This window comes from Methanolobus sp., assembly GCF_016278385.1.
Lineage (GTDB): Archaea > Halobacteriota > Methanosarcinia > Methanosarcinales > Methanosarcinaceae > Methanolobus.
Map to the genome: position 1 here is coordinate 1 of NZ_JADQBY010000046.1, position 24893 is coordinate 24893.

The 24893-nt window shown below is 33.7% G+C and carries 24 protein-coding genes; 15 read left to right on the forward strand and 9 right to left on the reverse strand.

Going from position 1 to position 24893, the window contains the following annotated elements:
* The first annotated feature begins 101 nt into the window (after positions 1 to 101).
* Together QZZ23_RS13935 and QZZ23_RS13940 are read left to right on the forward strand one after the other, a co-directional pair.
* Positions 102 to 1691: a hypothetical protein gene (locus QZZ23_RS13935; protein ID WP_292471325.1), complete on the forward strand. Its 1590-nt coding sequence runs from the start codon at positions 102 to 104 to the stop codon at positions 1689 to 1691.
* Positions 1692 to 2497: 806 nt separating this feature from the next.
* Positions 2498 to 6763: a NosD domain-containing protein gene (locus QZZ23_RS13940; RefSeq protein WP_292471328.1), complete on the forward strand. Its 4266-nt coding sequence runs from the start codon at positions 2498 to 2500 to the stop codon at positions 6761 to 6763.
* 563 nt (positions 6764 to 7326) lie between these two features.
* Here the strand turns inward: QZZ23_RS13940 and QZZ23_RS13945 are convergent.
* Together QZZ23_RS13945 and QZZ23_RS13950 are read right to left on the reverse strand one after the other, a co-directional pair.
* Positions 7327 to 7458, reverse strand: coding sequence for a hypothetical protein (locus QZZ23_RS13945; protein WP_292471330.1), 132 nt, complete (start codon positions 7456 to 7458; stop codon positions 7327 to 7329).
* A gap of 399 nt (positions 7459 to 7857) precedes the next feature.
* Entirely contained in the window at positions 7858 to 8661 is an 804-nt protein-coding gene (locus tag QZZ23_RS13950; RefSeq protein WP_292471333.1) for a CAP domain-containing protein, read from the reverse strand.
* A 597-nt stretch (positions 8662 to 9258) separates the two neighbouring features.
* Here QZZ23_RS13950 and cas1 point away from each other — a divergent pair.
* Together cas1 and QZZ23_RS13960 are read left to right on the forward strand one after the other, a co-directional pair.
* Entirely contained in the window at positions 9259 to 9810 is a 552-nt protein-coding gene (cas1, locus tag QZZ23_RS13955; protein WP_292471378.1) for a CRISPR-associated endonuclease Cas1, read from the forward strand.
* A 124-nt stretch (positions 9811 to 9934) separates the two neighbouring features.
* Positions 9935 to 10294: a barstar family protein gene (locus QZZ23_RS13960; protein WP_292471336.1), complete on the forward strand. Its 360-nt coding sequence runs from the start codon at positions 9935 to 9937 to the stop codon at positions 10292 to 10294.
* A 13-nt stretch (positions 10295 to 10307) separates the two neighbouring features.
* On the opposite strand, the gene QZZ23_RS13965 is transcribed toward QZZ23_RS13960, so the two are convergent.
* On the reverse strand, positions 10308 to 10787 hold the full coding sequence (locus tag QZZ23_RS13965; protein ID WP_292471339.1) for a DUF3592 domain-containing protein: 480 nt from the start codon (positions 10785 to 10787) through the stop codon (positions 10308 to 10310).
* A gap of 300 nt (positions 10788 to 11087) precedes the next feature.
* On the opposite strand from QZZ23_RS13965, the gene QZZ23_RS13970 reads away from it, so the two are divergent.
* Positions 11088 to 11312 carry a hypothetical protein gene (locus QZZ23_RS13970; protein ID WP_292471342.1) on the forward strand — a complete coding sequence of 75 codons (225 nt, stop codon included), beginning with the start codon at positions 11088 to 11090 and terminating at the stop codon, positions 11310 to 11312.
* 601 nt (positions 11313 to 11913) lie between these two features.
* Here QZZ23_RS13970 and QZZ23_RS13975 read toward each other — a convergent pair.
* Entirely contained in the window at positions 11914 to 12042 is a 129-nt protein-coding gene (locus tag QZZ23_RS13975; protein ID WP_292471344.1) for a hypothetical protein, read from the reverse strand.
* 234 nt (positions 12043 to 12276) lie between these two features.
* Between QZZ23_RS13975 and QZZ23_RS13980 the strand changes: the two genes are divergently transcribed.
* The 5 genes from QZZ23_RS13980 to QZZ23_RS14000 all read left to right on the forward strand — a co-directional run bounded on the left by QZZ23_RS13980 (position 12277) and on the right by QZZ23_RS14000 (position 17119).
* On the forward strand, positions 12277 to 12822 hold the full coding sequence (locus QZZ23_RS13980) for a DUF4352 domain-containing protein (RefSeq protein WP_292471346.1): 546 nt from the start codon (positions 12277 to 12279) through the stop codon (positions 12820 to 12822).
* A gap of 601 nt (positions 12823 to 13423) precedes the next feature.
* Entirely contained in the window at positions 13424 to 14533 is a 1110-nt protein-coding gene (locus tag QZZ23_RS13985) for a ribonuclease III domain-containing protein (RefSeq protein ID WP_292471348.1), read from the forward strand.
* A 453-nt stretch (positions 14534 to 14986) separates the two neighbouring features.
* Positions 14987 to 15850, forward strand: coding sequence for an endonuclease/exonuclease/phosphatase family protein (locus QZZ23_RS13990; protein WP_292471351.1), 864 nt, complete (start codon positions 14987 to 14989; stop codon positions 15848 to 15850).
* A gap of 184 nt (positions 15851 to 16034) precedes the next feature.
* A complete protein-coding gene (locus tag QZZ23_RS13995; RefSeq protein ID WP_292471354.1) occupies positions 16035 to 16787 on the forward strand; it encodes a hypothetical protein in 753 nt (250 codons plus the stop codon).
* Complete coding sequence (locus tag QZZ23_RS14000; RefSeq protein WP_292471356.1) at positions 16784 to 17119, forward strand: hypothetical protein; 336 nt, start codon at positions 16784 to 16786, stop codon at positions 17117 to 17119. Before QZZ23_RS13995 ends, QZZ23_RS14000 begins: the two co-directional genes overlap by 4 nt.
* A gap of 85 nt (positions 17120 to 17204) precedes the next feature.
* Here QZZ23_RS14000 and QZZ23_RS14750 read toward each other — a convergent pair whose 3' ends face one another.
* Both QZZ23_RS14750 and QZZ23_RS14005 read right to left on the reverse strand, forming a co-directional pair.
* Positions 17205 to 17306, reverse strand: coding sequence for a hypothetical protein (locus QZZ23_RS14750; protein ID WP_366931365.1), 102 nt, complete (start codon positions 17304 to 17306; stop codon positions 17205 to 17207).
* Positions 17307 to 17329: 23 nt separating this feature from the next.
* Positions 17330 to 17683, reverse strand: a complete 354-nt coding sequence (locus QZZ23_RS14005) for a transposase (protein ID WP_366931366.1) — start codon at positions 17681 to 17683, stop codon at positions 17330 to 17332.
* 338 nt (positions 17684 to 18021) lie between these two features.
* On the opposite strand from QZZ23_RS14005, the gene QZZ23_RS14010 reads away from it, so the two are divergent.
* Positions 18022 to 18423, forward strand: a complete 402-nt coding sequence (locus tag QZZ23_RS14010) for a DUF1699 family protein (RefSeq protein ID WP_292471359.1) — start codon at positions 18022 to 18024, stop codon at positions 18421 to 18423.
* Between the two features lie 187 nt (positions 18424 to 18610).
* Entirely contained in the window at positions 18611 to 19525 is a 915-nt protein-coding gene (locus QZZ23_RS14015) for a C2H2-type zinc finger protein (RefSeq protein ID WP_292471361.1), read from the forward strand.
* Between the two features lie 31 nt (positions 19526 to 19556).
* Here QZZ23_RS14015 and QZZ23_RS14020 read toward each other — a convergent pair whose 3' ends face one another.
* The gene (locus tag QZZ23_RS14020; protein WP_292471363.1) at positions 19557 to 20537 is read right to left on the reverse strand and encodes a hypothetical protein; all 981 of its coding nucleotides are present in this window, start codon (positions 20535 to 20537) and stop codon (positions 19557 to 19559) included.
* Positions 20538 to 21013: 476 nt separating this feature from the next.
* Between QZZ23_RS14020 and QZZ23_RS14025 the strand changes: the two genes are divergently transcribed.
* Genes QZZ23_RS14025 through QZZ23_RS14035 form a run of 3 tightly spaced genes read left to right on the forward strand, consistent with a single transcriptional unit; the run spans position 21014 to position 23456 of the window.
* Complete coding sequence (locus QZZ23_RS14025; protein ID WP_292471365.1) at positions 21014 to 21136, forward strand: hypothetical protein; 123 nt, start codon at positions 21014 to 21016, stop codon at positions 21134 to 21136.
* A gap of 29 nt (positions 21137 to 21165) precedes the next feature.
* Positions 21166 to 21861 carry a hypothetical protein gene (locus QZZ23_RS14030; RefSeq protein WP_292471368.1) on the forward strand — a complete coding sequence of 232 codons (696 nt, stop codon included), beginning with the start codon at positions 21166 to 21168 and terminating at the stop codon, positions 21859 to 21861.
* Positions 21862 to 21896: 35 nt separating this feature from the next.
* Entirely contained in the window at positions 21897 to 23456 is a 1560-nt protein-coding gene (locus QZZ23_RS14035) for a hypothetical protein (protein ID WP_292471371.1), read from the forward strand.
* 263 nt (positions 23457 to 23719) lie between these two features.
* On the opposite strand, the gene QZZ23_RS14040 is transcribed toward QZZ23_RS14035, so the two are convergent.
* Complete coding sequence (locus QZZ23_RS14040; RefSeq protein ID WP_292471373.1) at positions 23720 to 24391, reverse strand: hypothetical protein; 672 nt, start codon at positions 24389 to 24391, stop codon at positions 23720 to 23722.
* Positions 24392 to 24393: 2 nt separating this feature from the next.
* A partial coding sequence (locus tag QZZ23_RS14045; protein WP_292471376.1) for a hypothetical protein occupies positions 24394 to 24893 on the reverse strand: 500 nt, incomplete at its 5' end.

Sequence of the window (24893 nt, forward strand, 5' to 3'; positions counted from 1 at the left end):
GCGTGAAGGAGATTTTAATTTGAATACGAAGGAGATGAGGAAAATATTAGAGAAAAACAATGTATAAAAAATTATAAATGTAAAGAATTTGATTACTGCTTATGATTTACGAAGAAGAAGAAGAAGAAGAAGAAGAAATTACAGAAGGATTTTGTGATTCTTGCGGGGACTATTGTGAAACTCGAATTGCTTGTCCAGAACATTTCCATGAAGTTAAGCGAAATATTACAGCTGATAACATGTATTGCAAAGCATGTTGTAGAGATAGTGTAAATGAAAATTGTTGCCTAATGAGCTGTGGCGAAAATTTTATAGAAAAATATTTTGCTAAAAAATTAGGACAAAAATGTGAAGAATATGGATTAAAAAAATCTACCAAAGCAGATATTTATCTCAATGATGATGCATCTTTTTTCATAGGATTTAATAAGTCAATACCCTCGGAATTTGAAACTGATATTTATATTAATCAACCTTTTGTAATTGATGAATATTGCATTGTGAAGCATGAAAACAATATTCATAGATATGGTCAGAAATATTATAATCAACTATATGATTTACTTAAGTATGAGTTTGATGAACATATATCCTTCTCATTAGTTTCAGGTAAAACTTCAAATGAAGAGTATATGACGTTACTAAAAATGAATGGAGATAAAATTAGTGGTGTTTTGTGCCCACAACCATTTGATTCATTTGAAACTCAAGAAAAGTTTAAAAGTAGATATAAAAACCGTTTTACGGAACAGATTATCAATGGACTTGATATTTTCGAGATAGGACATAAAATCGATAAATATTGCATGCTTCCACAAACCTATTGTCATGAGCTAATAAGTTATCAAGGCAAAGATTCCTATTTTGCTGCATATCCTTTTAGCCCTGATAAATATCCACTGTTAGTATCAAATTTAAAAGAATTACTTGAAGAAAAAGACATGAAAGTAATTCTTCCAATAGAAAAGAATGCTGTATTCCCTGATACAGGAATATTATTTTGTAAATTATGTAAAATGATTATGTCTACAAACTCTATAATCTGTGAAATTACTGAAATAAACCAAAATGTAATGTTTGAAGCTGGTTATGCTTTTGGTTTAGGCAAAAATTACTATTTTTTAGTAGACAAATCATATGATAAAAACAAAAGATCTTCTTTAAAGCTAATAAATGATTTAGAAAAAATATACTATATTCACGAAGAAGATTGTGCGGAAGCTTTTAGTGTAAAAGAGGAAGAAATATCTCATTATTTACCAATTAGGCCTGTTTTTGGGAATAAATTTGATAATGATAACGAGGAAAATGAGGAAAATAAGATTTTACTCCTTTTACCTGACGACCCTAAATACATAAGAATAGAAGAAGAAATAAAAGAAAATGTTGATGGAAAATATGAATTTATAGATTTACCCAAAACGAGTGGACACAATTTAATCAACGCTTACAATAATATAAATAAATGTGAATTTGTGATTGGAATATTATTAAGCGATACATACACTCAAAAAGAACTAAAAAACTCAAAAATATCTTTTTTGTTAGGTCTTTCTTTAGCTCTCGGGAAAAAAGTCCTTATTTTCCAAGAAAAGCCAATAGAAAAGAAAATAATTGATTTTGATAACTTAAGTAGAGAATTTACTAATAAAAATGATTTATTAAAATTAATCACTGATTATTTTAAATGACCTTATTTTTAGTTTGATATTTGTACGCTAATCCTTTAAAAGCGTACACTTTTTCTAGAATTTAAAAGATGGTTGTGCATGTTGAGCGCAAAACACCGTACACTTTTTTCACGTTGTATATATCCCACCAGTATAGTGAGAGGTATACAATTCGAACAATATTATGGATGTTGATTAAAGAATGAAATCACTTACATTAAAACAATGCACCGGTTATCTCATATGACGGTACGAATTTGTAATAATACATTCAAGTGCCTCTAAAATCACCTGTAACACACTTAGATTTTAAGCCAAGCAATGTATGGAAAGAGTGAAAATCTCTGTGTATAACCCGTCATTTTCAACCCATTTTGACATCAAAGATGGTAGTCCGTTTCAGTGGAGTAAATGAAAAAATAAATGCTTACATAATTATTTCCCAAATAGAAAATTGGATACTAAATTAAAAGAAGACTGCAAATTGCTCTTCCAGATGCCTTCAACAACACTTCCAACATATTTTCTCTGTTGAGTTGGCCAGTGTTTCTACAAAAATGTCATGAAACCAGAACGGAGTCTTTAATACAATTAGATATATTCAATCCATGTATAAAATAATTTGAAAAGATATAAATAACATCTCACCATACGTTCATTATTTAATTATTCTGTTCAAAATTAATGACACTATAGGGTGTGGTACAATTAAATATCCAAAGGCATGTCTCAGATTAGCTAGCACTGCTAGCAATGCATTTTCTTTCAATATTAAATCTTGTAGAATTGGTTTAACAGCGATTTTATTGCTGCTTGCGTTTACGTGTGTGGGCAATGCAGCAACAATAACTGTTGATGACAGCGGTGGTGCGGATTATACTTCAATACAGGATGCTGTGAATGCTGCCACTGCAGGAGACACGATTCTTGTATCGCAGGGTACGTATAATGAAAATGTAGATGTGAATAAACAGGTAACAATCACTTCAAAAGATGGTGCTCAAGTTACAAATGTGGTTGCTGCCACTGGAAATGATCATGTTTTTGATGTTTCAGCAGATGGAGTGACAATTGAGGGGATCAACGTAAGAGGTGCTACAGGTAGACTAAAAGCAGGAATATACATAGACTCTGATAACAATACGTTGAGCAATAACATAGTATCAGACAGTGTTTATGGCATCTTTTTGTATATTTCCAACAATAACATGCTGAATGGTAACACATTGGATGAAACTTCCACTGGACTCTTTCTCTCTCGTGCTACCAGTAACACAATGAGTAATAATATAATATCGAACTCTGTAAACAGTGCGTTCAACGCACGCAGCGATGGTATATACCTATATCTTTCAAATGGCAACACATTGAATGATAATCTAGTATCCAACAACGAAGATATTACAGTCGATAGTGATTATAGTAGTTATGGTATTGTTATAGATCGTTCCACCAGTAACACATTGATTAACAACATTGTTGAGAAAAGTAACACAGGTATCGAAATAAGTGGTTCCGCCAGCAATACTCTAACTAACAACATTGTGAATGAATGTTCCACTGGAATCTTTCTTGGAGGCTCCAACAACACACTTACTGGTAACACGGTGACAAGAGGCTCTACTGCCATCTATATGGTGGAACATTCGAACAGCAATACTCTAACTAACAACATCTTGGAGAGTAATTTCATTGGCATTCGTCTGAGTGGTTCCAGTGACAACACGCTGACAAGTAACACAGTGCAAAACGTTGAAAACGGTCGTTACGGCATCTGGCTAGAAATGTCCAACAATAACACACTGACCAACAACAATGTAAAGGAAACCTCTGTTGGCATATATTTGGTACCTACAAATGGTATCTATCTAGCAAATTCCAATGAAAATGAATTGACTGATAATACAGTGTATGGGAATGATTATGGAATCTCTCTAGAGATTTCCAACTATAACACATTGATCAATAACGATGTGGAACGTAATAACTGCGGCATCTATCTTGATGATTCTAGCGATAATATTTTGAGCAATAATTATGCATCGACCGATATTTCCTATAGTTCCGGTAGTGAACACGGCATTTTTCTTAAAGCCTCCAGTAACAATGTGCTAATCAGCAATACTATGTCAGAAATTTATCTTGATGACTCTAGTAATAATGAGATAACAAACAATTCGGTATTTGATGCTAGTACAGGAATCTATATGTCTTATTCCAACAACAACACCATTAAGAATAACAGCGTATGGAATCATGACTACTATACGCTATGGGGTATCTATATGGAATACTCCAACAACAACACACTAATAAACAACAATTTACCTAGGAATTATGTTGATGGTATTTTACTGAAATCTTCTAACAATAACATGCTTATCAGGAATAGAATATATTCAGATGACTCATTTGGTATCAGGCTGACTGATTCCAGCGACAATACACTAACCAACAACATGATCCATGGCCGGGGTGGAATAGATTTATCATCTTCCAGTTACAACACAGTGGACAGCAATGCATATAGTGCTTTTGAATATGGTATACAGTTGTATTCTTCCAGTTATAACACACTTGTAAATAATAACGGAAGTAGCTATGTTGGTACCAGTATATTTGTGTCATCTTCCAACAACAACACACTTGTTGGTAACACGGTGCATTGTGTTGAGGGAACAGGCATACATTTATCCCTTTCCAACGACAACACTTTGAAAGACAATACTGTTTCGGACAATGCTGAATACGGTGTACTGCTGGACAAATCTACTAACAATATTATCTATAACAACTTCTTCAACAACACAATCAATGTTGAATTTAAAGGTACAAACACGGGCAATAAGTGGAACATCGAAAGAACCGCTGGAACAAACATAATTGGCGGACCTTACCTTGGTGGTAACTACTGGACAAAACCAGATGGAACAGGCTTTAGCCAGAATGCTGTTGATACAGACGGCGATGGTATCAGTGAATCACCCTATGAACTGGATGCTGACAACATCGACTATCTTCCACTGACAGACAATGAAGTTTCAGTACCTCCATACCCTGAAATCACGAGTGTTGTGATAGAACCACAGAATCTTCATGAAGGTGATACTGCCACGGTAACAATATCCGTGAAAAACACTGGTGGTCCATCCAAACTAGGATTTATTTCTGTTTCTTTCCCTGATAATGAAGATATTATAGAGGTAAGCGGCACAGGTAGTAATGAAAACAAATTGTTCCCTGTAGGAAGTTCCCTTGTTACAAGTACCAGTTCAACAATAACAGCAATTAATCCACTTGTTCAACTTTATGATGAAACTTGGGACAGTGGACAAACTGAAACTCTCACAATAAAAGTAAAAGTAAATGAAGGAGCTTCTGAGCTGAAGTTTTACGTAAGGGCTACTCTGAGAGAAAAAGATGCTGCAAACTATATACGGACTCCAGCTTCATCTTCAATTACTGATCAACAGGGATTCTATGTTGATGAACACTCAGTAGATGTAACAAGTCAGGTCCTTACAGCAACCATCACTTCAATTACTCCTTACCCTGCAACTGAAGGCACAACGGTTTCATTTTCAGGAACTGGTACTGCTGCATATGGGGAGATCGTTGGTTACAAGTGGTCTTCGAGTATTGATAATGAACTAAGTAGTTCTGCAAGTTTCAGCACATCTAATCTTTCAGTAGGCACACACACAATTGACTTCAGCGTGAAGGATGATGATGGAACATGGTCAGATGCAGATACTGAAACTATAACTATAACTATTACCGAAGCTTCGAATCAGATTCCAACTGCAAGTATCACCTCCATTTCTCCAAATCCTATCACAGTAGGTAACTCAGTATTTTTTGCAGGAAGTGGAAGTGATGTTGACGGTACAATTGTTGGTTATAATTGGGAATCAAGTCTAGATGGAAATCTAAGTACTTCTGCAAGTTTCAGTGCTTCTGATATTAGCGTTGGTACACATACCATTTCTTTCAGTGTCCAGGACGATGACGGTGCTTGGTCTGATGTAGTATCCTCACCCCTGACAATCAATGCAGCTTCAAATGGAACTGGTAACGATTCAGTTACACCCGTACTCAATGCTGTAAGTCCTTCTAGTGGTTCTACATTGACTGCAGGCACAACGTTTGTGGATGTCCGCTTCAACTACAGTGATGCACAGACAGGTGTCAATGCGAATTCGGTGGTGTTCATATTTGATAATCTTGATGTTACTGACAATGCAAATACGACGATAACTGATTCATATGCATTGTACAGTGCCTCTGGTCTTTCCACAGGAAGTCATTCAGCATCTGTTTATGTTGTAGATAATTCAGGCAATTCAGTTACTTTCAGTACTAGTTTCACTATAAGTTCACAGAGCAGTTCCTCTTCTTCCTCCTCTGGAAGCAGTGGTGGTGGCGGCGGAGGTGGTGGCGGTGGTTCAACAGGTGAAACGTACGCCAATATTGCAGTCAAGGAAGTTGACAGTGTATTTGTTAACAAAGGGTCACATGTAGTCTATGGATTCAACAATGAAGGAAATGCAATCTCAACGATTGAGTTTGATTCTAAGAAGAACTCCGGGTCAATTCAAACCATTGTTGAAGTTCTGAAGGAGACCTCAGCTCTTGTAGATGCAGATGCTCCAGGACAAGTCTATCAGCAGATGAATATCTGGGTAGGCAAGGTCGGCTTTGCAACTGAAAACAATGTTGAAAACATGCTTGTCACCTTCAAGGTTGAGAGATCCTGGCTCAATGATAGTAATGTGCCTGCTGAATCTGTAATACTTTACAGATACTCTGACAACATATGGAATAAGCTGCCTACGACAATTACGAGAGAAGACGATGAGTACGTTTACTTTGAAACAAAAACACCCGGTTTCTCTCCATTTGCAATTTCAGGTGAACCTGAAGATGTTGTAATGTCTGTGCCTGATGGAGAAGCAGAAGCAGCAGTTGAAGAACCATCTGAGGTCGAAGTAACTACTTCAAAAGGTATCAGTACCGCCGGTATTTTATTGATGCTTGGAGTTATTTCAGCAGTGCTTGTGGGTGGCTATATTCTGTATCGGAAGCAAAGTTAAAACTTTGTTTCCATCTTTCTTATTTACCTATAGTTGAGCTTTGTAGAGAGATCCTAGTTTGAATAACAATACAATCTTAACATAGCTATCAAGATTATATATGATATTTTAATGAAAATTTGTATACAGCGTATAGTTATACTATATGCTATAGAGTCATCAGGTTTTAGTCTGACTGCATTAGTAAACAAGGTGTGTGCAAGTACAACCGGATATGCAACTTAACACAAGAACTAACAGTTGCAATATAGGATTACTATTTACTTAGTTAATGATTAAAAAGAGATGCTGAGTATATCCTATACAGACTGGGAGAAGATGGGATTCTCTAAAGCACACTACATGAAAAAGAATGCTACGGCAGATAAGCCATTTACTCGGGAATGCTCATGTAAGAGAGAGGTTGAATATATGGGAATCTTATTTAAAAATAAAATCTAAAGTAGGTTTTCTAAAGGGCCGATTTTTTATGTATACTTACATCTTCACTCAATATCAGGTGTTTTCACAAACCGATTATCTAAAACATTGCAACTATCCTGCCATTCTTCCCCAGCTCATCCTCAGTGAATGGCAGGCCTTGGTAATGCTGCATCGATGTTAAACTGTCGTGTCCCTGGCGTAAACATACCAAATGCAAAGGTACTCCTGCAGAGATCATCCAGCTCTCCATACTTTCCGGGTACTTTTTGCACTCATCCTAGAGTCAATACCTGATTTTTCAGACCACCTTGCAAGGTTTTGGCTCCATACCTGCAAAGACGACATTTTAGGTTTATCATGGAAAACAATTAAGCACACTTTCAAGCTGTGCAGGAACTGGATAAACATATCCTCGAGTTGTTTCCTTTTAGCTTCCTCTGTTAAGAGTGACTGCAAAAACGGCACTACATCAAACCTATATTCTTTATGGCATGCTTCATACTTAGTCATTTGCACCAATGTTAATTCATAAGTATGATGCACACCTTATACTCAAGTATAAGGTGATTTTATGGCAAAAGTTTCAGTGCAGGATAGCAAGGGAAGATTATCTGTGACCATCCCAAAGTCCATAGCAGATCTCAAGGGATGGAAGTCAGATAACTCAATGGTTAAAAGAAATTCTCTGTGATGTACACTTTATTATCAGCTGAAATTGCAATGCCTATTCCTTCTCTGTCATAGTGCTCAGTAAGGATATTCTGCCTATGCCCACGACTGTTCATCCAACCGTCTACCGTTGAGTATGCAATCCTTGATTGATTTTTTCTCCCGTATGGAAAGGTGTGATTAATCTTTCTGGTAGATACAAAGAGATTGTTTTGAAATATGTTCTCTGCAATCCCTTCATATATTATTGTTCCACGGCTTTTACTGCAATGAAAACCCTTTGCTTTTGCTCTCTCAGTTGGTCCCTTCCCCCTTAAATTGGTATGACTAAAGTAACCATTATTTGCCATATCTTGGCTGTGTCTCCTTGCAATGTCTGAAAGTTTGCGGTCCCAATTAAGAAGAGCTAGTCCATGTTGCCTTCTTTTTTTATTGATCAGATCATGTATTTCCTTTTCTAGCGAAAACCAATGCTTGTCATTTTTGTCTTTAGTCGTAGACCAATGTTTTGAATGATTATGGTTGTTTTGTTGCTTAGTGGTTTTAGATGAAAAATCATGGCCTTTTTTTCCCCGATTTTTTAACCTTCTGGTAAATGGCTTATTGCTCACTGGAAACTCTTCACGTTTATCTGAATCATGTTTGTTAATGAAAAAAACAAATAGAACAAATGCAGCAGACAAAATGTAGATAATATGGGTGGATAATTCGGGTGTCTGCATTTGGTATTCAATAATTAAATATAGAGCAAGTAGCACAAATACTACAATCAATGTGATAGCTAAAAGATGCTCATCCCGTTTCATTATATCATCTTAGCAGAATTCATTGATAATCATAAAGGGTAATGTTTTTATTTCTTCCTTCCTCGAATTACCATTTCATTTCAAAAATGTGTCTTATCAATTATGAGGGACAATTCTCTTTCAATCTGGGCAGCAATGTCAGATGAATACTTTTGTTCTAATTGGCTTATGTGCACTTGTAGCCAGCGTCTCACATTTGCTGTAAATTCCTTATACCTCTATTTGCTGTTATTCTTCCATCGATAAATATCTGTTTCTTGTGATCCTTTCTTTCTCCGTAAATAAGTATACTCTTTTTAGATTTAATACTCATTTAAAATCACCTGTCAGAGAATATTCGATGGATACAATTAGAATCTGCTATGAATTAAGATAGCATGTTAAAGATTAAGCCATTTACCATGAATACTCATTTAAGGAAAAGATTGGGGATATGGGAAGAATGTTGAAGTATTGGCTAATTTTGGTGTCTTTTAGGTGTGTTTACGATAGAAATTAAGGAGACAAATGCAAACGACAGACTAAAAGACACATGCAACAACCTCAGGAGAAGTAAAATCAAAGCAGGGACATTAGGCTCCATATTGTTGGGATCGTATTCCTGAAGATTATGATTTTTGTGCTAGGGTAGATCAGTATAGGAGAGCAACAGGAGCAGGAGACAAAGTTAATGTTATGCTCAACTATGGTTATGCCTTGCTTGAAGCTGAATGTCTCAGAGCCATCAATACGGTTGGTCTTGATGCTCATGTAGGTTTTTTACATGAGATGAATCCAAGTAAGAACAGTTTAGCCTATGACTTGCAAGAACCTTTTAGATTCCTTGTTGATATGGCTGTAATCAGTCTTATTGAGTCCAAGAAGATGGATAATAAGGATTTTATCAGGACTGAGAGCTATTCCCTCAGGCTCAAACCTTCAGGAGCTAAGAAGGTGACTGAGGAGGTCAATAACTGGATGAATAAGAAAGTTCCTTACAAAAAACAGTCTGTTATGTGGAGTTATGTTTTATTGTTGAAAACTAGGGAGCTTGCACAGTATCTTGTTGAGAAACGGAAGAGTCTTGATTTTGTTAAACCCCAGTATGCGACAAAACGACAGGACACAAGCGACATACGACAAAAAAATACTCAGTATTTCTTATTCTGATTGGAAAAAGCTTGATATTCTAAAGGTACATTGCACTATATGAAGAAAAATACGAAAGCTGATGAGCCTTTTACGCTTAATGCTCATGTAAGGGAAAGGTTGGAGATGTGGGAAGTGACTTGAAATGGAAAGATTAACTATTGGTGGCAAGAAATTCAACAATGACGAAGAAATCCGTCAGTTCCTGAAAGATAAATTACAAGTGAACAAATTAACGATTGATGGCAAGAAGTTCAACAATAAAGAAGAAATCCATCAGTTTCTGAAAGATAAGTTTTATTTTCCTGATTACTATGGAATGAATGCTGATGCTTTATGGGATATGATGACGGCATGGATTGAATTCCCTCTAACAATTGAATGGATTAATTTCCATGAAAGTCTTGATAAAATGGGACATGATGCTGAGATATTGCTTGAGATATTTAGAGATGCAGAACTAGAACCACTTTGTAAAGGCTTCAAATTTGTTCTGCAAAATTAATTACGTGTAAGTATCAGAAATAAATATCTCTAATTACTGCCCACTTGGGGTTTTGTGGATCAACAACTAATATTACCTCATCTCCATTTTTGAAATTACTTCGGTTATATGTAGAACGAGTTAATGCGTTTCCTCTCCAATAATCAACATTTTGATATTGATACTTATATTCAACACGGTGTCTGAAATCACAATCCAATATTGTGTATATGTTACCAGTAACTTCCACACCACGTTTATACAACGTGTGAAAAAAAAGTAATCGTCTAAATAAAGAAATGATTGCAAAAGCAGTAATAAATATTGCAATTTTAAGTAGATACTGAAGGTGTAATTCAGTTATTACAAGAAGACCTTGTCTTGAAGGTAAGTGTCCAAAGAGAATAGCAAATATGTAAAAAAACCAGGACAATATTGTTAATGATGTAGCCAAATCTGAGTTATAGTCATTTGAAAAAATTCGACCTAATGAAAATGACCTCTGTTTTTTCATACTCTATCCAATATTTTATAGGAATAAATAATGTATGTTTCAGAGTTACTTCTTTTGTTAAATTTATAAAGTTCATTTTTTTTAACAACTAACAATTCATATTATTATTAAAAGTTCGGTTTTTTGACCTTACCTATTACCCTTAAATTAAGGGCGAGGGATATAATTTGAACACCATGCCTTAAGCTAATCATATTTTTGGTTCATCACTTTCACTCCACTTGGCACATCAGTATATCCATTGAAACACGATAATCTGATATGAACCTGAATAATAATCCAATACAAAGTGAGCAAGGATTGTACAACAGGATTAACAATTACCGCAAGGAGCTCAGGACATCTGCTTTAACGACCCATGATATTAAAAAATTCATTAATTCTCAATCAAGTGACTTACATCCTGACATAGTCCTGAAGCACATTATTCTTGGGAACGCATGTTCCTGGGGAACCTATGATAGAGCATGTGAACATTTCGACACACACATTCATGCTTTTAGGCAATTTGATGTTTTTAATTGATAAAATAAGACTCACGAAAAAGGATTGCTTTCAGTAAGCCAACTTATTCAGTTGAAAGACGGCAAGATTCAGAGGATACCAGATGATCAATTTATTAACGCTTGCACAAAATTAGTAATTGCTGTTATTTCCGATTATGGGTAGTCGGAACCCCTTGCCATATTCAAACTCTCATCCTTCCACAAACACCAAAACTAGGTGAAAACATCGGAGTCTGTTTACTGAATGGTTTCTGCAAGGTTTTGTAGTGATGGTTTTTTGTTTGTGGGGAACAAGCGTGAGAGTAATGAAAAGAAGGAAGTTATGGAAGAGAAGTATTTAACGAAAAGCTGAAACCGTTTTTCCGACCATTCAATCTAAAAAACAAATACTTCCTGTAACAGAGAGTTCATACATAGGTTGGAATTTTTGGAAGCTGCAAATTTAACATTGAGAAGGGATATTTCAGTAGAGATATATTTTGTAATGTGCTTATCTTAAGTGATTTTAAAGTAACACATACCTCATCATTATGATAATTATAATATACTATACTATAGGTATATTAATATATTAAAAGAATAAACTAGTATTTGTGGCAAGAACTGCTAAGCAGCAAATATCACAAAGGACCATACGGTGGTTCGATATGGAATTCACCCAAACTCTCTCCGGGTAGAAATACGTCATAAGGAATTGGATTACATGGAAATGCTTTCAAGATGTCTTCCTCCTCGACACCTTCACGCATTTCTATCCTCCGGAAAAGTAAAGGAGTATGAGCATATTGGGTTAGTCATTCCGGTTGTCTCGGAATGACTGGGGTTATTGCTAATTAAATTGTCAATGGGGTTATTGTCAATTTTGTGGTTCTTCATTCTTGTATGGATATTGAGGATTTCAAAAGAGCCAGAACAATGTTAATTTAAAATGGCAAACGACATATAGTATTTTTTATAATGTCTGGTCAGTATTGGTGGTTATTATGTCATTTCTTAAGAAAATATTTAAAATTGGTTTAGGTATAGTAGTGGGATTTATTTTATTATTGTTTATTGCAGCACTTACAGTTGATACAGATTCCGTGGATACTGGTATAAATAAAATTAAAGTCGTCGATGAAAGCAATACAGAAAAAGATGATAGCGATGTAGTTGCACAGGGAACCTATGCAGTTGGTGATAGAGTTATTGTTGGCGAAGTTGCATACACAATTACTGAAGTAGATATTGATGATGATGACCCTACATGGATAGACCTGGGTGTAGAATTTGAAAATCTTGGAGATGATACTAGGGAATATTATGACCCCGATGATAATGTAAAATTAATCAGTGAAAAAGGGCAAACATATGAACCACTTAATGGTTATACTACGTGGGAACGTGGTCTTGATGAATTAAGGCCTGGAATTCCAATGGAAGTCTACATTGTTTTTGAGGTTCCACGGGGACAAATGTATTATGCTGAAGTTGGAGATTCTTTTTGTGATGATGGTAAAAAAATAGATATTGGGATGGTCCCAAAATAACAAATATTTATTCTTCAATTGTTGAATCTGTAAAGAAAATCCATAAATTTTCTTTTTTTAATTTACTAGTCTCCTCACTGCTGGAGTAAGCAAATTAAGATCTCTATTCTCCTTTATCATTTTCTTAATATTCTGAAATCTGCTCATGGAACCTCACATAGCTCATGCTTCTGTTTGTGGCATTTGAGAATCTTGTTATGTGAGAGCATACCCATTTTGATTATATCTGTATGAGAATTTGATGCAAATAATGATTTTTGTAGACAAACGCTTATTCATAGTTATATACAAGTATTAAGTTTCTGCAATGTTTTTTTGCGTCAAACTTGCTACAGGTTATTCATACTAGAGGAAAATGGTTTTCTCTAAAGTTACTCTCAATGACATGAAGAAGAATGCTGAAGCTGATAAGCCGTTTAGCTTGAACTATGCATCAAACAATAAATCATATACAGAAATATTTAAATGTAATTAGATACTTGAAAAAAAAGCAATAACCTATAAGGAAAACGGTAAAAATTAATCCATATGCTTTAAATATGTACTAATTTTTCTTGTTCTTTTTTGATGTTGTTGCATTCAGAAAAAAAGAGTGATTTAAATGAATAGTGCAACAACCAGACTTACGTGTATAGAGGATAAAATCATCTATAGATATGAAAATATAGACTTATTCACTTCTTCAGACCAATTTAAAGGGAATATGTGTTGTTTTCCTGTAAAGTTTAATGGAAAAGAAGGCAAAAAAACCAGTAAATTGAAAAATGCAAAATTGATTAAATTGTGTATTTCTTTTGACACAATACACAAAAATAGAGTGTCTTTTCTGATATATGATACAAATGATGAGGAAGTAGCTTCTGATACATTTTTTAATGAAAATGTGTACATTGGACTGCTCAAGAATGTTGATAATATTACATTATTAGGTTTGATCCACGAAGTATCTCATCGATTCCCTGTAGACATATTGTATGAAGAAATTCTGGTTAATAATCCAGAGTTAGTTGAAATTGAAAATATTATTGGGGTTGAATTTAGAGATAAAAAAACATTGCAGTCCTCTCTTATCCACCATACATTCACAAAAGAACATCCATTTTTCATAGAGTGTTTAAACCTTGTTGACATAGATAATCAAAGATTAGAACATCTAGGTGATTCGGCTTTGGGTAGTGTTATCTCAAAATATGCCTATGAAAATTATTTTTCTTTTGATGCAGGCGATTTGACCAAGTTTAAAGCTTTTCTTGTAGAAAACAATAATATATCTAAAATTGCAGATAAATTAAATCTAGATAATTATTTACTAAAAGGAAAAGGCGAATCTAAGACCAATAGTGGACGAAAAAAACGCTTGGCGGATGTATTTGAGGCAATAGTAGGAGCTATCTTTTATGATCAGGGATATGATAAAGCAGAAGAGGTAGTTTTAAAACATTATTCAGAGGACATTCAGGAGTTTTTATCATCAAGTCCAGATGAGTTAAAGGCTATAATTGAGAAACAGGATGCAAGCAGTGAATTCAATCTTAAGTACCATCAATTGCATAGAAAGAGTCCCAAATATGAATATGAAGAACTCTCTATTAATCCCCCATACTATTCTTGCACAATTGTTGGAAATGGGATTCCGGTAATTGGGTTTGGCAAAAGTAAGAAACTGGCAAAAAATGATTTTTCAGAAAAAGGACTTGAGTTTCTGGAATAAGAAAACTTTTTCCTTTTTACTTTGTAGACAATTGATTTAATATTAATAATTCAGTTTTTTACAGTTACCTATAATCTATGTAAGATTGAGAAAAAAAGAAAAATCGAGCTTAAGATAAAATTTCGTCTGATCAAGATAGAAGAATAGACGAATTAAACATTCAATTAAGAAATAGGGTAGAAGGTGGCATGAAAGGTGGTCGGTTGGTGATTTTTCGACATTAATTCATGCCACATTTAATGCTATATTTTCAATCAATATAAATTTTGTGAAATAATTCTCTGTCATATTCATATCTAGTCATAGTAGAAAATATAAATATTTTAATGAACTTATGTATTCTCAGAGGGGCATATCACGAAAATAAAAACAATTGCAATTCTCATTCTTATATCATTAACAGTAGGTTGCATTTCAGACGGTAACAACGCAATAAATGAAATAAGACATGGTGTGATACAATATACACCTTATAGTCCACAGTTAACTGAAGAACCAATAACAAGTGAACCTGTCAATGTAAATGAAAGTCCTACAGATTTAAACGCCAATACTATCAGAATAGGATCTTTCAACATTCAGGTATTTGGAGTTACAAAAGCATCAAAACCTGAAGTTATGAATGTTCTTGCAAAAATCATCAGAACATATGATGTTGTTGCAATTCAAGAGATCCGTGATAAATCCCTAACTTCTCTTCCTGCACTTGTGGAACTGGTAAACTCCGATGGTTCACAATATAATTACGTTGTAAGTGAAAGACTTGGAAGAACAACCAGTAAGGAACAATATGCATATGTCTACAATACTCTGACAGTTTCAATATCAGATGCCTACACATACCCTGAACCCATTGGCACAGACCCTTTCCACAGGGAACCTTACATTGCTTCCATAGAAGCTCTACATGGCAATTACGATGCAACCCTTATGGTAATCCATACTGACCCTGATGAGGCAACAGAGGAAATTAATGGATTAGATGATGTGCTATCTTATGCTCAGTCACAGAATCCCAATGAAAAGGATTTTATTATAATGGGAGATTTGAACGCAGATGGTTCATATTTTGATGAGGATTCAACTTCTGACCTTGATGAATACCATTGGGTTATTGATGATAGCCAGGATACAACAACTAAGTCTACAGATTATACCTATGACAGGATTATCCTTACTGATAATTCAGACCTTGCAGGAGAAGCAGGTGTATTCAGGTATGATTTGATTTATGGATTGGATGGGGAATTAACAACTGATGTATCTGATCATTATCCTGTGTTTGTGGAGTTTAGTGTTAGCGGAGATGTGGATTAGTTTTTTGATTTTAAAATAGTATAGGTAAAGTGCTGGCATATTTTACAACAAGAATCTATAGTCTATTTAGTTCAATGATATAAGAAAAATCTAAAAAATAATTAAGAAAACAATATTTTATATCAAATATGAATATATTTATATCGGCATGACATAATACTATAGTTATCCTAAAGGTGAAATAATGAAGGTTGGAAATAAAAATTATTTTTTAATTATTTCTTTGATAACTATTGCAATATTTGTATCAGGATGTACAGTTAATATCAATACAAGTGATTCGAGAATGTGTATTGGAGAATCAGGTATCTCTTCAAAAGACATGAAAATATCTATGGATTATTATTCATTAGACGATAAAGTAGAATATATAAGTGATTCATGGGGATTATCAAATAAAGGTGTTTTATCATCCCCTGAAGGCGCTACCTTTTTAATGATTCATTTAACTGCTGAAAACATCGGAGATACTATTTCAGATAAAAATACAATAATTGTAAATCCAGATACAGTTGCAAAATGGGAATATGGAAATGAAATAAAAGGTGAAAATATAGATGTGTGGGGTGTATCCATAAAAGCAACAGAAAGTTACCCTACTAATCCAGATTGTCCATATTTAATTTATAATGGAAATAAAATAGGAATCGAAGAAACAAGTGCTTTAACAATTAATGATTGTGTAACGGAAAGATTCTATTACAACTCTTATCATATGCAAAAATATAATCCTGTCTTTGATAATTTTGGTGCAACCTATCCCAACGTGGTTAAACAAGGTTGGATGATGTTTATTGTTCCTTCTAACATAGATTTAACGCAAACGACACTGCATGTTCAAAATCTAAAATGGAATTTCAATTATGAAGATAAACAAGAGTCAACTACGTCAACTACAGTTCCTGAAACACAAAAATTGAAAGTGGCGATAAAATGAGAAAAATAGACAATCGAAAGCCTAAAAACGTAGATATTAGGGACTTGTATGATTTCACTATATCTGAAGTTGACGCAAGATTCGATGATAGTCATAAGAAATTCAATGCTCAGGGAAAGGAAATTTGCCAAAAATGTGGTTTTGTAATAGAATCAAAAATGATTTTCTACGACAAGAAAATCCTAGATGCAGGAAAGATTGCCTATTCAACAGATGGAGCTTGTGAGCGCATACGACCAATCTGTGAGGGGTGTGGTTCTGAAGCTTATTGTTTTGACTGTTTACAAGATTCTTTTTGCCCAGAATGTTATGAAATTCGAAATATGATATAAAGATTCGTGAAAAAAGCTGTGACAGGAGAAGGCATATCCCTTACAAAAGCCGAAGGTAATGGATGAGCCTATTTCAAAATATCCCTTATACCTTTTTCCAGTATAACATAAAGTATGCAATATCCAATAATCCTTTGAAAACCACATTAAGCCTTTCATATCTACTTGCCAGTTTTCTGAATCCCATTTTCGACCATGCAAATAATCTTTCTATTGTTCCTCTTTTATAGTATGACTCATACTCGAATCTTGTAGATCTTCCTCTTTTAGGATATTTCTGATATTAAATGGAATGTTACTTTCGATTGCCCTAGACTTCAAATATTTCCTGATAACAATATTGTCATAAGCAGAATCTGCTAGTACTTCTAATGGTCTTGTTGTTGGTCTTCTTTGTGTCTTAATCTTTATACTTTGAATAACTTCAATGAACCTTTTACTGTCATGTTCATTCTCTGGTGATATGATAATCTTAAGAGGGAATCTTTGGGATGTTACACATGCATGAATATTTATACATTTTCTTCTTTTGTGACCATTGTATGCTGTCCCCTCTCCCCATATGAGATGATTTTTTGTAAGGGTCCTGTAACGTACATCCTATCAGAAGAAAACTCAATGTAGGGGAAATATGAAGGTTTTTAGAAAAACATAAGCTGATTTTTTAATTCCTACCTGCTATTACAGCTTCCTTTTCTAATACGTTTAATTTTTGATTACTCTTTCATCCATCATGTCTTAATCACATTGCATTAGAAAATAAGGTGTTTATAACCATGTTATTAAAGTAATTCACATTGTACAAATCCCTTTTAATAAATATTGTATATACAGTTACTCTTAAATAATTTGTACACATCTCACCAAAACAATTCTTTAAATTTAAATTATTGGTGAAAAACATGAAAATAAGAGTCGTAAGTTCAAAAGATGAGATTAATAGCCTTACTGATAAAGAAGAAATGATCCATCTTGCATTCAGACCTTCAAATACAGATATCCTTTCCCTTGTATCAAATTGTCCAAGCGTGAAAGCACTTCATGTTCCAACTTCCTACATCAGAACTATCTCCAATTCCACTAGAATGTTCCTGGAAATGCAAAATATAGCCCTTCTAGAAGGAGATGTTTGGGGTCACAGGAAAGATATCAATGAATATTCAGAAGTCTCACAGAGCATCTATGACCGTATTGACCAGTATATCGCAGATGGTCTTTCAGATGAAGAAATTGAAGTGAAAATGGATAGAGAACTGAGTATGAGTCCTGATTTAATTAGGTTCATTCTTAAAAATAGAAAGTGATTGGTAATCGGAGGGTTTTTGACTAACCCCCTACTTTTTTGACAGCATTTTATTGGGAGTAAATAGAATGGATAATGAGGATTAATGATAGAATCTTCATATATGATTATTTTCTGATTCAAATGGATCTAAAATTTTAATCACGTTTCATAAAAAATATATACTGCTTGGTCGTACTGTATTCAATATGCCCATATGTAGAAGTTGCGGGAAAAAAGCAAATTCCATGAACTTTTGTTCTGATTGTGGCACTTCAGCTTATGTAGTTTCAGATAGTCAATACCAAACATTTTTAAGAAAAAGTGCATCACAAACAAAAAATAATACATTTCGAAAAATCAAAAAAAATATAAACTATAGAAAATCGTCATCAAAAAAGAATAATACATTAGTTTGTGACATATGTTTCAGTAAATTCAGTAATGAACTTTATCTAATCCATCACAAAAAAACAGAGCATAATGACCCCTCTGCAGAAGAAGGAACTCCATTTATGAAAAAATTCCCACGATTTAAATGCAAAATATGTTCAAAAAGATTTCCAACCGAAAGTGCTCTAACTCAACATCAAAAAATGAAACATAATGGAGCTTCTGCAAAGGAAGAAGCTGTTGACAACAAATTTATTTGTGAAATATGTTCTAATAAATTCCGAACTGCGGATGGTCTAATCCAGCATAAAAAAGCAAAACACGATGAGCCATCTGTAGATAAAAAAGAAAAATACGAAAAACCATCTGTAGATGAAGTAGTTGTTAATAAAAAATTTATTTGTGTAAGATGCTTTAGTAGATTCGAGAGTCAATATAGCTTAACACAACATCAAATACTTCTTCATTACAAGTCATTTGATATTGGAGCTGTTGCTAAGCAATGTAGAAATAGGGAAGATATACACAATAAGATTCAACTGAGTTCTGAATGTTTCATATGCAAGCATTGTGGAAAACAATATTCAACAAAAAAACGATTAGTTGAGCATAGGAATAGCTTCCTATGCAAATATTGTGAAAAAGAATATCCAACAAAAAAACATTTGCTTGAGCATATTAATGAAGATTACCCTTTTTTGTTAGGATATACAGATTGGAATCAAGCATAAAATGAAAGTAATTAATGATTAGATGTATTTATCAAAACTTCATTTTTTCTCCACTTTTAGCAACACCTTTTCCAGCAATTATAATTCCATCATCTTCTAACCTCACAATATAAAGGCAACTGCTTGCTATTTGCTCCCCATCCATCTCTTTAGCATGACCACGTTTGAATTCTTTATTTCCACTGGAAATGAACTCAACCGAGTTTTTAGTAAACATCTTTGCCCCTTTAAGTTTTACAGGTATGATATTTTGCCATATTCCGAAAAAGCGAAGATCAAGGTATTTGACATTAAAATATTCTTGAGTAACCTGTTTCCTTATTTCCGCTAACCTATTCCTTCCAGACTTCTGTTGATTAAAAACAGTTGGCTTAATTGCCTTTGGAGGTTTATATTCATCAACTGATAGGTTTCTTAATCTTTGATTTTCAAGAACCAGAGCATTATATTTTCTTCGCAATTCTTCCAGTTCATTAGGATTATCATCAACCATTGCACTTTTGAAATCATCCATTCCTTCAAGGAGCTGGTCTACTTGTCCTATGTCTGAATAATTCAATCCCATATTGGCATTTACAAATTCAATGACCTTTTCCGGATTCATCATAGCACGCTGTTCTGAGAATTTCTGTAAGAATTCCGGTTGTATTTCAATCAACTTCATTAGCTGATTATGTAATCTTGCCTGTTTCTTTTGCCAACGTTCATTTGGATTTAAAAGGAACCTTTGACCTTTTTCAGTAAGAATGTATGTTCTCTTCCGATGAAATGGATTTTTAGGCAATTCTCTTGCATAATCTCCGAATTTGATATACCCTGCACGTTTGATCTTTGACAGGCTACTCCTGAAGCAAGAGTATGTTCCTGGGTAATCTATGAATGCATAGATGTCTCTTGATTTACTGTGGCCTTCTGCAATTGGTTTGCATAGATGCTCCGTCAATTCATAGTTTTGATATTTTTTCATGAGATTTTTATTTCCTTTTGCTTGTGTTGATATCACTGGTTTCAACACTATATATATTTAATGTAAATTATAAATTAAGAAACAGCATGCTAAGGAGTTCTGGTTGTTAAAACAGCAAAATTAGATGGGAATAGAAAATGATAAAATGTAGGAAACAGGGATTGGATAAGTTTGTTGATAGAATTTGCAAAATTCACTTAACAGCGATGTAATTAGATAGGTATTAATTTTACTAGAAGCAACTCCTGTTTTTCAAAATAAGCATCTATAAAAATAAGGAAGAAATGGGGGTAGCACATTTCAATAACATCTTAAATAACACTTATGTCTGGGAAATGTACTTATCTCACTATAAGGTCGATTTCACCAATTTTAGTAGTTCTCCAATTTATTGATATCATTATTTTGTTAAACTATTTTAATAATTTTAAGAAACATAACCCTTAAATAAATATAGTGATATGATATAATATGGATATTACAAATAAGTAAAATAAATATTACAAAGGCAAGGGTGTAATATGACTACCAAAGGAATGACATCAAAAGCAGCATCGAGAATTCAGGCACATGCAGACAGAACAGGTACAAATCAAGGATTTAAGGCACGTTCGCAGGCTTCAGCATCAAAAAATCAGAAGTAATACCTACTTCTCTTTTTCGGGGGAATACAATGGAAACTATTCAAAATGAAGAAATTGACTGTGCAGAATGCGGTATCAGAGTTGAAAAAACAAAAGAATTGTTATATTCTCTGTGCCAATCATGTCTTGTGCTAAAAAATGACAGCTTGAAGAAAGTTTGGGTATCAGATGTTTTAGGATATCCCCTTGATGGTATTGAAGAATTCTTACCAAAGTCTCCTTCGGCTTTAATGGGCGCGGTCTTAAAGAATTATCTTATCGACGAATCAATTCGCGCAAAGAAAAATCAATATTTTAACTCTCATCCAGACAAAGGATACTCATCATTGGATTTGCATAAAATTGCTCATACTGAAAAACAAAAACTAATGAAAACTCTTTTTGAACCACATAAGCGTTCATGCTCCAAATGTGGATCAGACTATCAAGCAGATTCGATTTGGAAATATACTATATGCGTAGGGTGTGCAGAATCTGTAAAATATGAGTGGGAAGAACTAATCTTAAGTGAAATGGGCTATAGTGACGATTGTATAGGATTGATAGTCACGCCACCATTGCCTGTTGATAGATACCTTATAATGGACAATGAAACTAAATTAAATCAGAAAATGAATCAAGAAGCAGCTTCAAGGATTCAGTCCCATGCTGATAAAAACTGCGCAAACCAAGAGTTTAAAGCAAGGGCACAGAGAGCTGCTGACGCGAATGAGAATCCAAAATAATAATGGTTAATCTTTATCTTTTAAAGAGGAATATTATGACGGAAAAATCCACAATAACAGAGAAGCAAATCCTAGTTCTGACCCATCTAATCAAAAAGGAAGGTGAGTTAATCCTCACTAATCAAGACGAAGAAAAACACTATTATACGTATCCTGGTAAAATTGAAAGAGAGCTGAATGGAAGAGTATCAAGGGTTCATGCTAAAGAGATTTGCGATAAATTTGTAGAACTGGCTATCCTTAAGATTGATACAAAGCCTGATTCCAATAATAAAAACTACTTCATAAGTCCTGGATTAGAAACATTCAGGAAGATATTATGCTTATTAGTTCAAAATTTAGATACAAAAACATCAGTAGAGGTACTGGGCAGCAATTATTTCCAATCAAAGATAAACATGGCTCTAGTCATAACAGTACTTCGTGAAAGAAACGTTACTTTCAGAAGGAAGCTTGATATTCTTAGATGGGAAGAAGCAGAAGCTAGAAAACTGTTTGAAAATAAAAAACTACCGGATTCGGATATCAACTCATTAGAGGCATATGCACAAAGAAAAGTTGAAATAATTGATTCAGAAGATACCAACTTTCAGAATCATTTCTATCCTGTAGATCTTGAAATCGCATTTCCTGTTATGGATATATCAAGTGAAAATAAAGTCCTCTTCATAAGCGAAATTCAGTCTCAAAATGTGGAATTATTTTCAGTATATCCTGATTTGATATCATGTACAAGTGCGATTCTTGAACATTACAAAAAGTGGCAAATGGATAATGTGATTATGCCAGTTTTGTTATTTATAAAAACATCCCCTACTGCCCTTGTTGAGTTCCTATGCAAAAGTTGGAACTTCGAAAAGAATTACCTTTGCGATAATACTCTTACTGGTGCATTTGAACGTGTCATAGAAAAATTAATGTTTTTAGCATTAAGCGATATAACATTGTCAGGTTCTTATCCAAAAAACAGTCTTGTTAATGAGGTTTCAATTAGCGTTCCTGTGAAAAAATTAGACGGAAAAGAGCAAGATGAATTAATGTCATTTGAAATCTATAAGAATCAAATATTTTATTTTAACAGCAGTTTTAGGATATCCTCATCGAGCAATAATGAAGTAAATAGAAGATCATTTGCTACAATTGTTGATAAAGGAAAGACTTATTCAAGAGATGTCATTACAAAACTTAGTGGTTTTATTGATGATATCAAAGACTACTCACTAATTATTGAATATTTAAAGAGAGGAGATAAACCTGTTGCAAAAGTTATTTCAACCAATTTTTCTGCATATTTGAATAACTTAATCTTATATTGTGATCCCACTAAAAACATCCCACTAAAAGTGACTGAAGAACTTAAAAATGGGTTAAGGGAATTGCTGCTCAATGAAGATTGGTCTAAACTTCAATTTATAGGCTATCATGAATTATCCAAGAAATCAATAGACAAATTAAACGCCCATTTATATTCAATTGATAGATGTCCCGATGCCTTATTGAGAATTGATAGAATAGCAACTGGTGTATCAATATTAGGCGACGTTTTTGGGGAGGAAAAATCCTGCGTTCCAGGCATGCAAAATTCTACTCGTTAGAATGTTTATATCATTCATGTTTTTTGGAATTGTGTTAATACACTGTTTAGGTCTTAATTCTACTTTGTGATCTGTCCAAGAATTGAATGTTACTGATGACATTAGCGGCGTTTTCGCCGCACATAAAGCTATCGACAGGCATTACCTTGTGATCTAGGTGAAAAGCAGCAAAGTATTAAATTTACGATTCTGCTCAATATCAATTTCAATGACCATATCCGCACACTTGATTATATAAATGACAGTCCAGCTAAATTAGAATCTTATTTTTGTCTCATTAATTCAAAATAATCGCTACTAGCAATATATTCAGATGAATCTAGATTTTCTATATTTATGACTCCATTTGTAAAAAGTTCTATAGAGGGAGAAATTACAAGGCGATTCAAACTTTCTGCGCTATTTACTCTAAATAAGCGAATGCTTGTAAATGAATTAGCAGCAAATTGTTTGTAGTTATTTGAAACTTTATCATTAATTGGTTCAGAATTAATAAAATATTCATTTTCAATGTTAAAATTAAAATCTTTATTATTGTGTGTCTGAAATGGCCAATACATTAGCCAATGATCCCCAATCCCAATTCTTAAATTGGTAATATCATTATTGTATGTAAAAATTCCAAAAGAAATGATTGGAATTTTACTTTTCATACTAATATGGATGACAACTTGCTTTTTTATTTCGTCATTCTCTTCCTCATGGGCAAAAACATATGGTCTTACAATGCTACCAACCTGCCATCCATTAATATTTTCTATTAAATCACTACGCCAACGGCATATGGCATTTGGATTATTTAAATTTGGATAAAAATTCTTGTCTTTAAATTGCTTGTCAATCTCACCCAGTAGCTTTGAAACCTGTTCGTAAAGATTAGCAATGTTACTAAAAGAAGTATGAATTGCACTTTCATCAGATGTCTGCTCAAACATTTTCAACCCTCATTATAGAATGGCTTAAGTAATGCGTTTTCTTGAAAATTCCAATTAAATGAAATTTGTTCTTCACTTTGATAGAACCTGAATTTGTTTTCTTTTAAATTTGAATCAAATGGACCAAAGCCTCTGAATGACCAGAACCGTTTCTTTTTCAGATAATTTTTCAAATCATCCAATATATGAACTTCAAAAGGTTGCAATACTGAACCTGAATGTTCGGTAAATAAATTATTGTAAAGGTCATACCAACTTACCCAAAGCAGATGTTTCCGTATATTGCTTATATCATCATGGGTTTTAAGTTCATTCAGTGCTTTATCAAAGTCTTCAGTAGGCAGTGAATAATCAGCAGTTAGATAAATTAAAAAGTTTTCAGTATTTCCATCCACTATTAAATTATCAATTTTATTAATTTGATGAAGGTTAATGTATTCTCTAGATAGCTGATTTTCATAGAGATGTGATTCAAAGTCTTCAGAGGATTTCGATATACCTT

Coding starts and splice junctions, on each gene's coding strand:
- QZZ23_RS13935 (WP_292471325.1), top strand. CDS start 102: ATGATTTACGAAGAAGAAGAAGAAGAAGAAGAAGAAATTACAGAAGGA.
- QZZ23_RS13950 (WP_292471333.1), bottom strand. CDS start 8,661: ATGAAACGGGATGAGCATCTTTTAGCTATCACATTGATTGTAGTATTT.
- QZZ23_RS13960 (WP_292471336.1), top strand. CDS start 9,935: ATGGAAAGATTAACTATTGGTGGCAAGAAATTCAACAATGACGAAGAA.
- QZZ23_RS13965 (WP_292471339.1), bottom strand. CDS start 10,787: ATGAAAAAACAGAGGTCATTTTCATTAGGTCGAATTTTTTCAAATGAC.
- QZZ23_RS13975 (WP_292471344.1), bottom strand. CDS start 12,042: ATGCGTGAAGGTGTCGAGGAGGAAGACATCTTGAAAGCATTTCCATGT.
- QZZ23_RS13980 (WP_292471346.1), top strand. CDS start 12,277: ATGTCATTTCTTAAGAAAATATTTAAAATTGGTTTAGGTATAGTAGTG.
- QZZ23_RS13985 (WP_292471348.1), top strand. CDS start 13,424: ATGAATAGTGCAACAACCAGACTTACGTGTATAGAGGATAAAATCATC.
- QZZ23_RS13995 (WP_292471354.1), top strand. CDS start 16,035: ATGAAGGTTGGAAATAAAAATTATTTTTTAATTATTTCTTTGATAACT.
- QZZ23_RS14000 (WP_292471356.1), top strand. CDS start 16,784: ATGAGAAAAATAGACAATCGAAAGCCTAAAAACGTAGATATTAGGGAC.
- QZZ23_RS14750 (WP_366931365.1), bottom strand. CDS start 17,306: ATGGGATTCAGAAAACTGGCAAGTAGATATGAAAGGCTTAATGTGGTT.
- QZZ23_RS14010 (WP_292471359.1), top strand. CDS start 18,022: ATGAAAATAAGAGTCGTAAGTTCAAAAGATGAGATTAATAGCCTTACT.
- QZZ23_RS14015 (WP_292471361.1), top strand. CDS start 18,611: ATGCCCATATGTAGAAGTTGCGGGAAAAAAGCAAATTCCATGAACTTT.
- QZZ23_RS14025 (WP_292471365.1), top strand. CDS start 21,014: ATGACTACCAAAGGAATGACATCAAAAGCAGCATCGAGAATTCAGGCA.
- QZZ23_RS14030 (WP_292471368.1), top strand. CDS start 21,166: ATGGAAACTATTCAAAATGAAGAAATTGACTGTGCAGAATGCGGTATC.
- QZZ23_RS14035 (WP_292471371.1), top strand. CDS start 21,897: ATGACGGAAAAATCCACAATAACAGAGAAGCAAATCCTAGTTCTGACC.
- QZZ23_RS14040 (WP_292471373.1), bottom strand. CDS start 24,391: ATGTTTGAGCAGACATCTGATGAAAGTGCAATTCATACTTCTTTTAGT.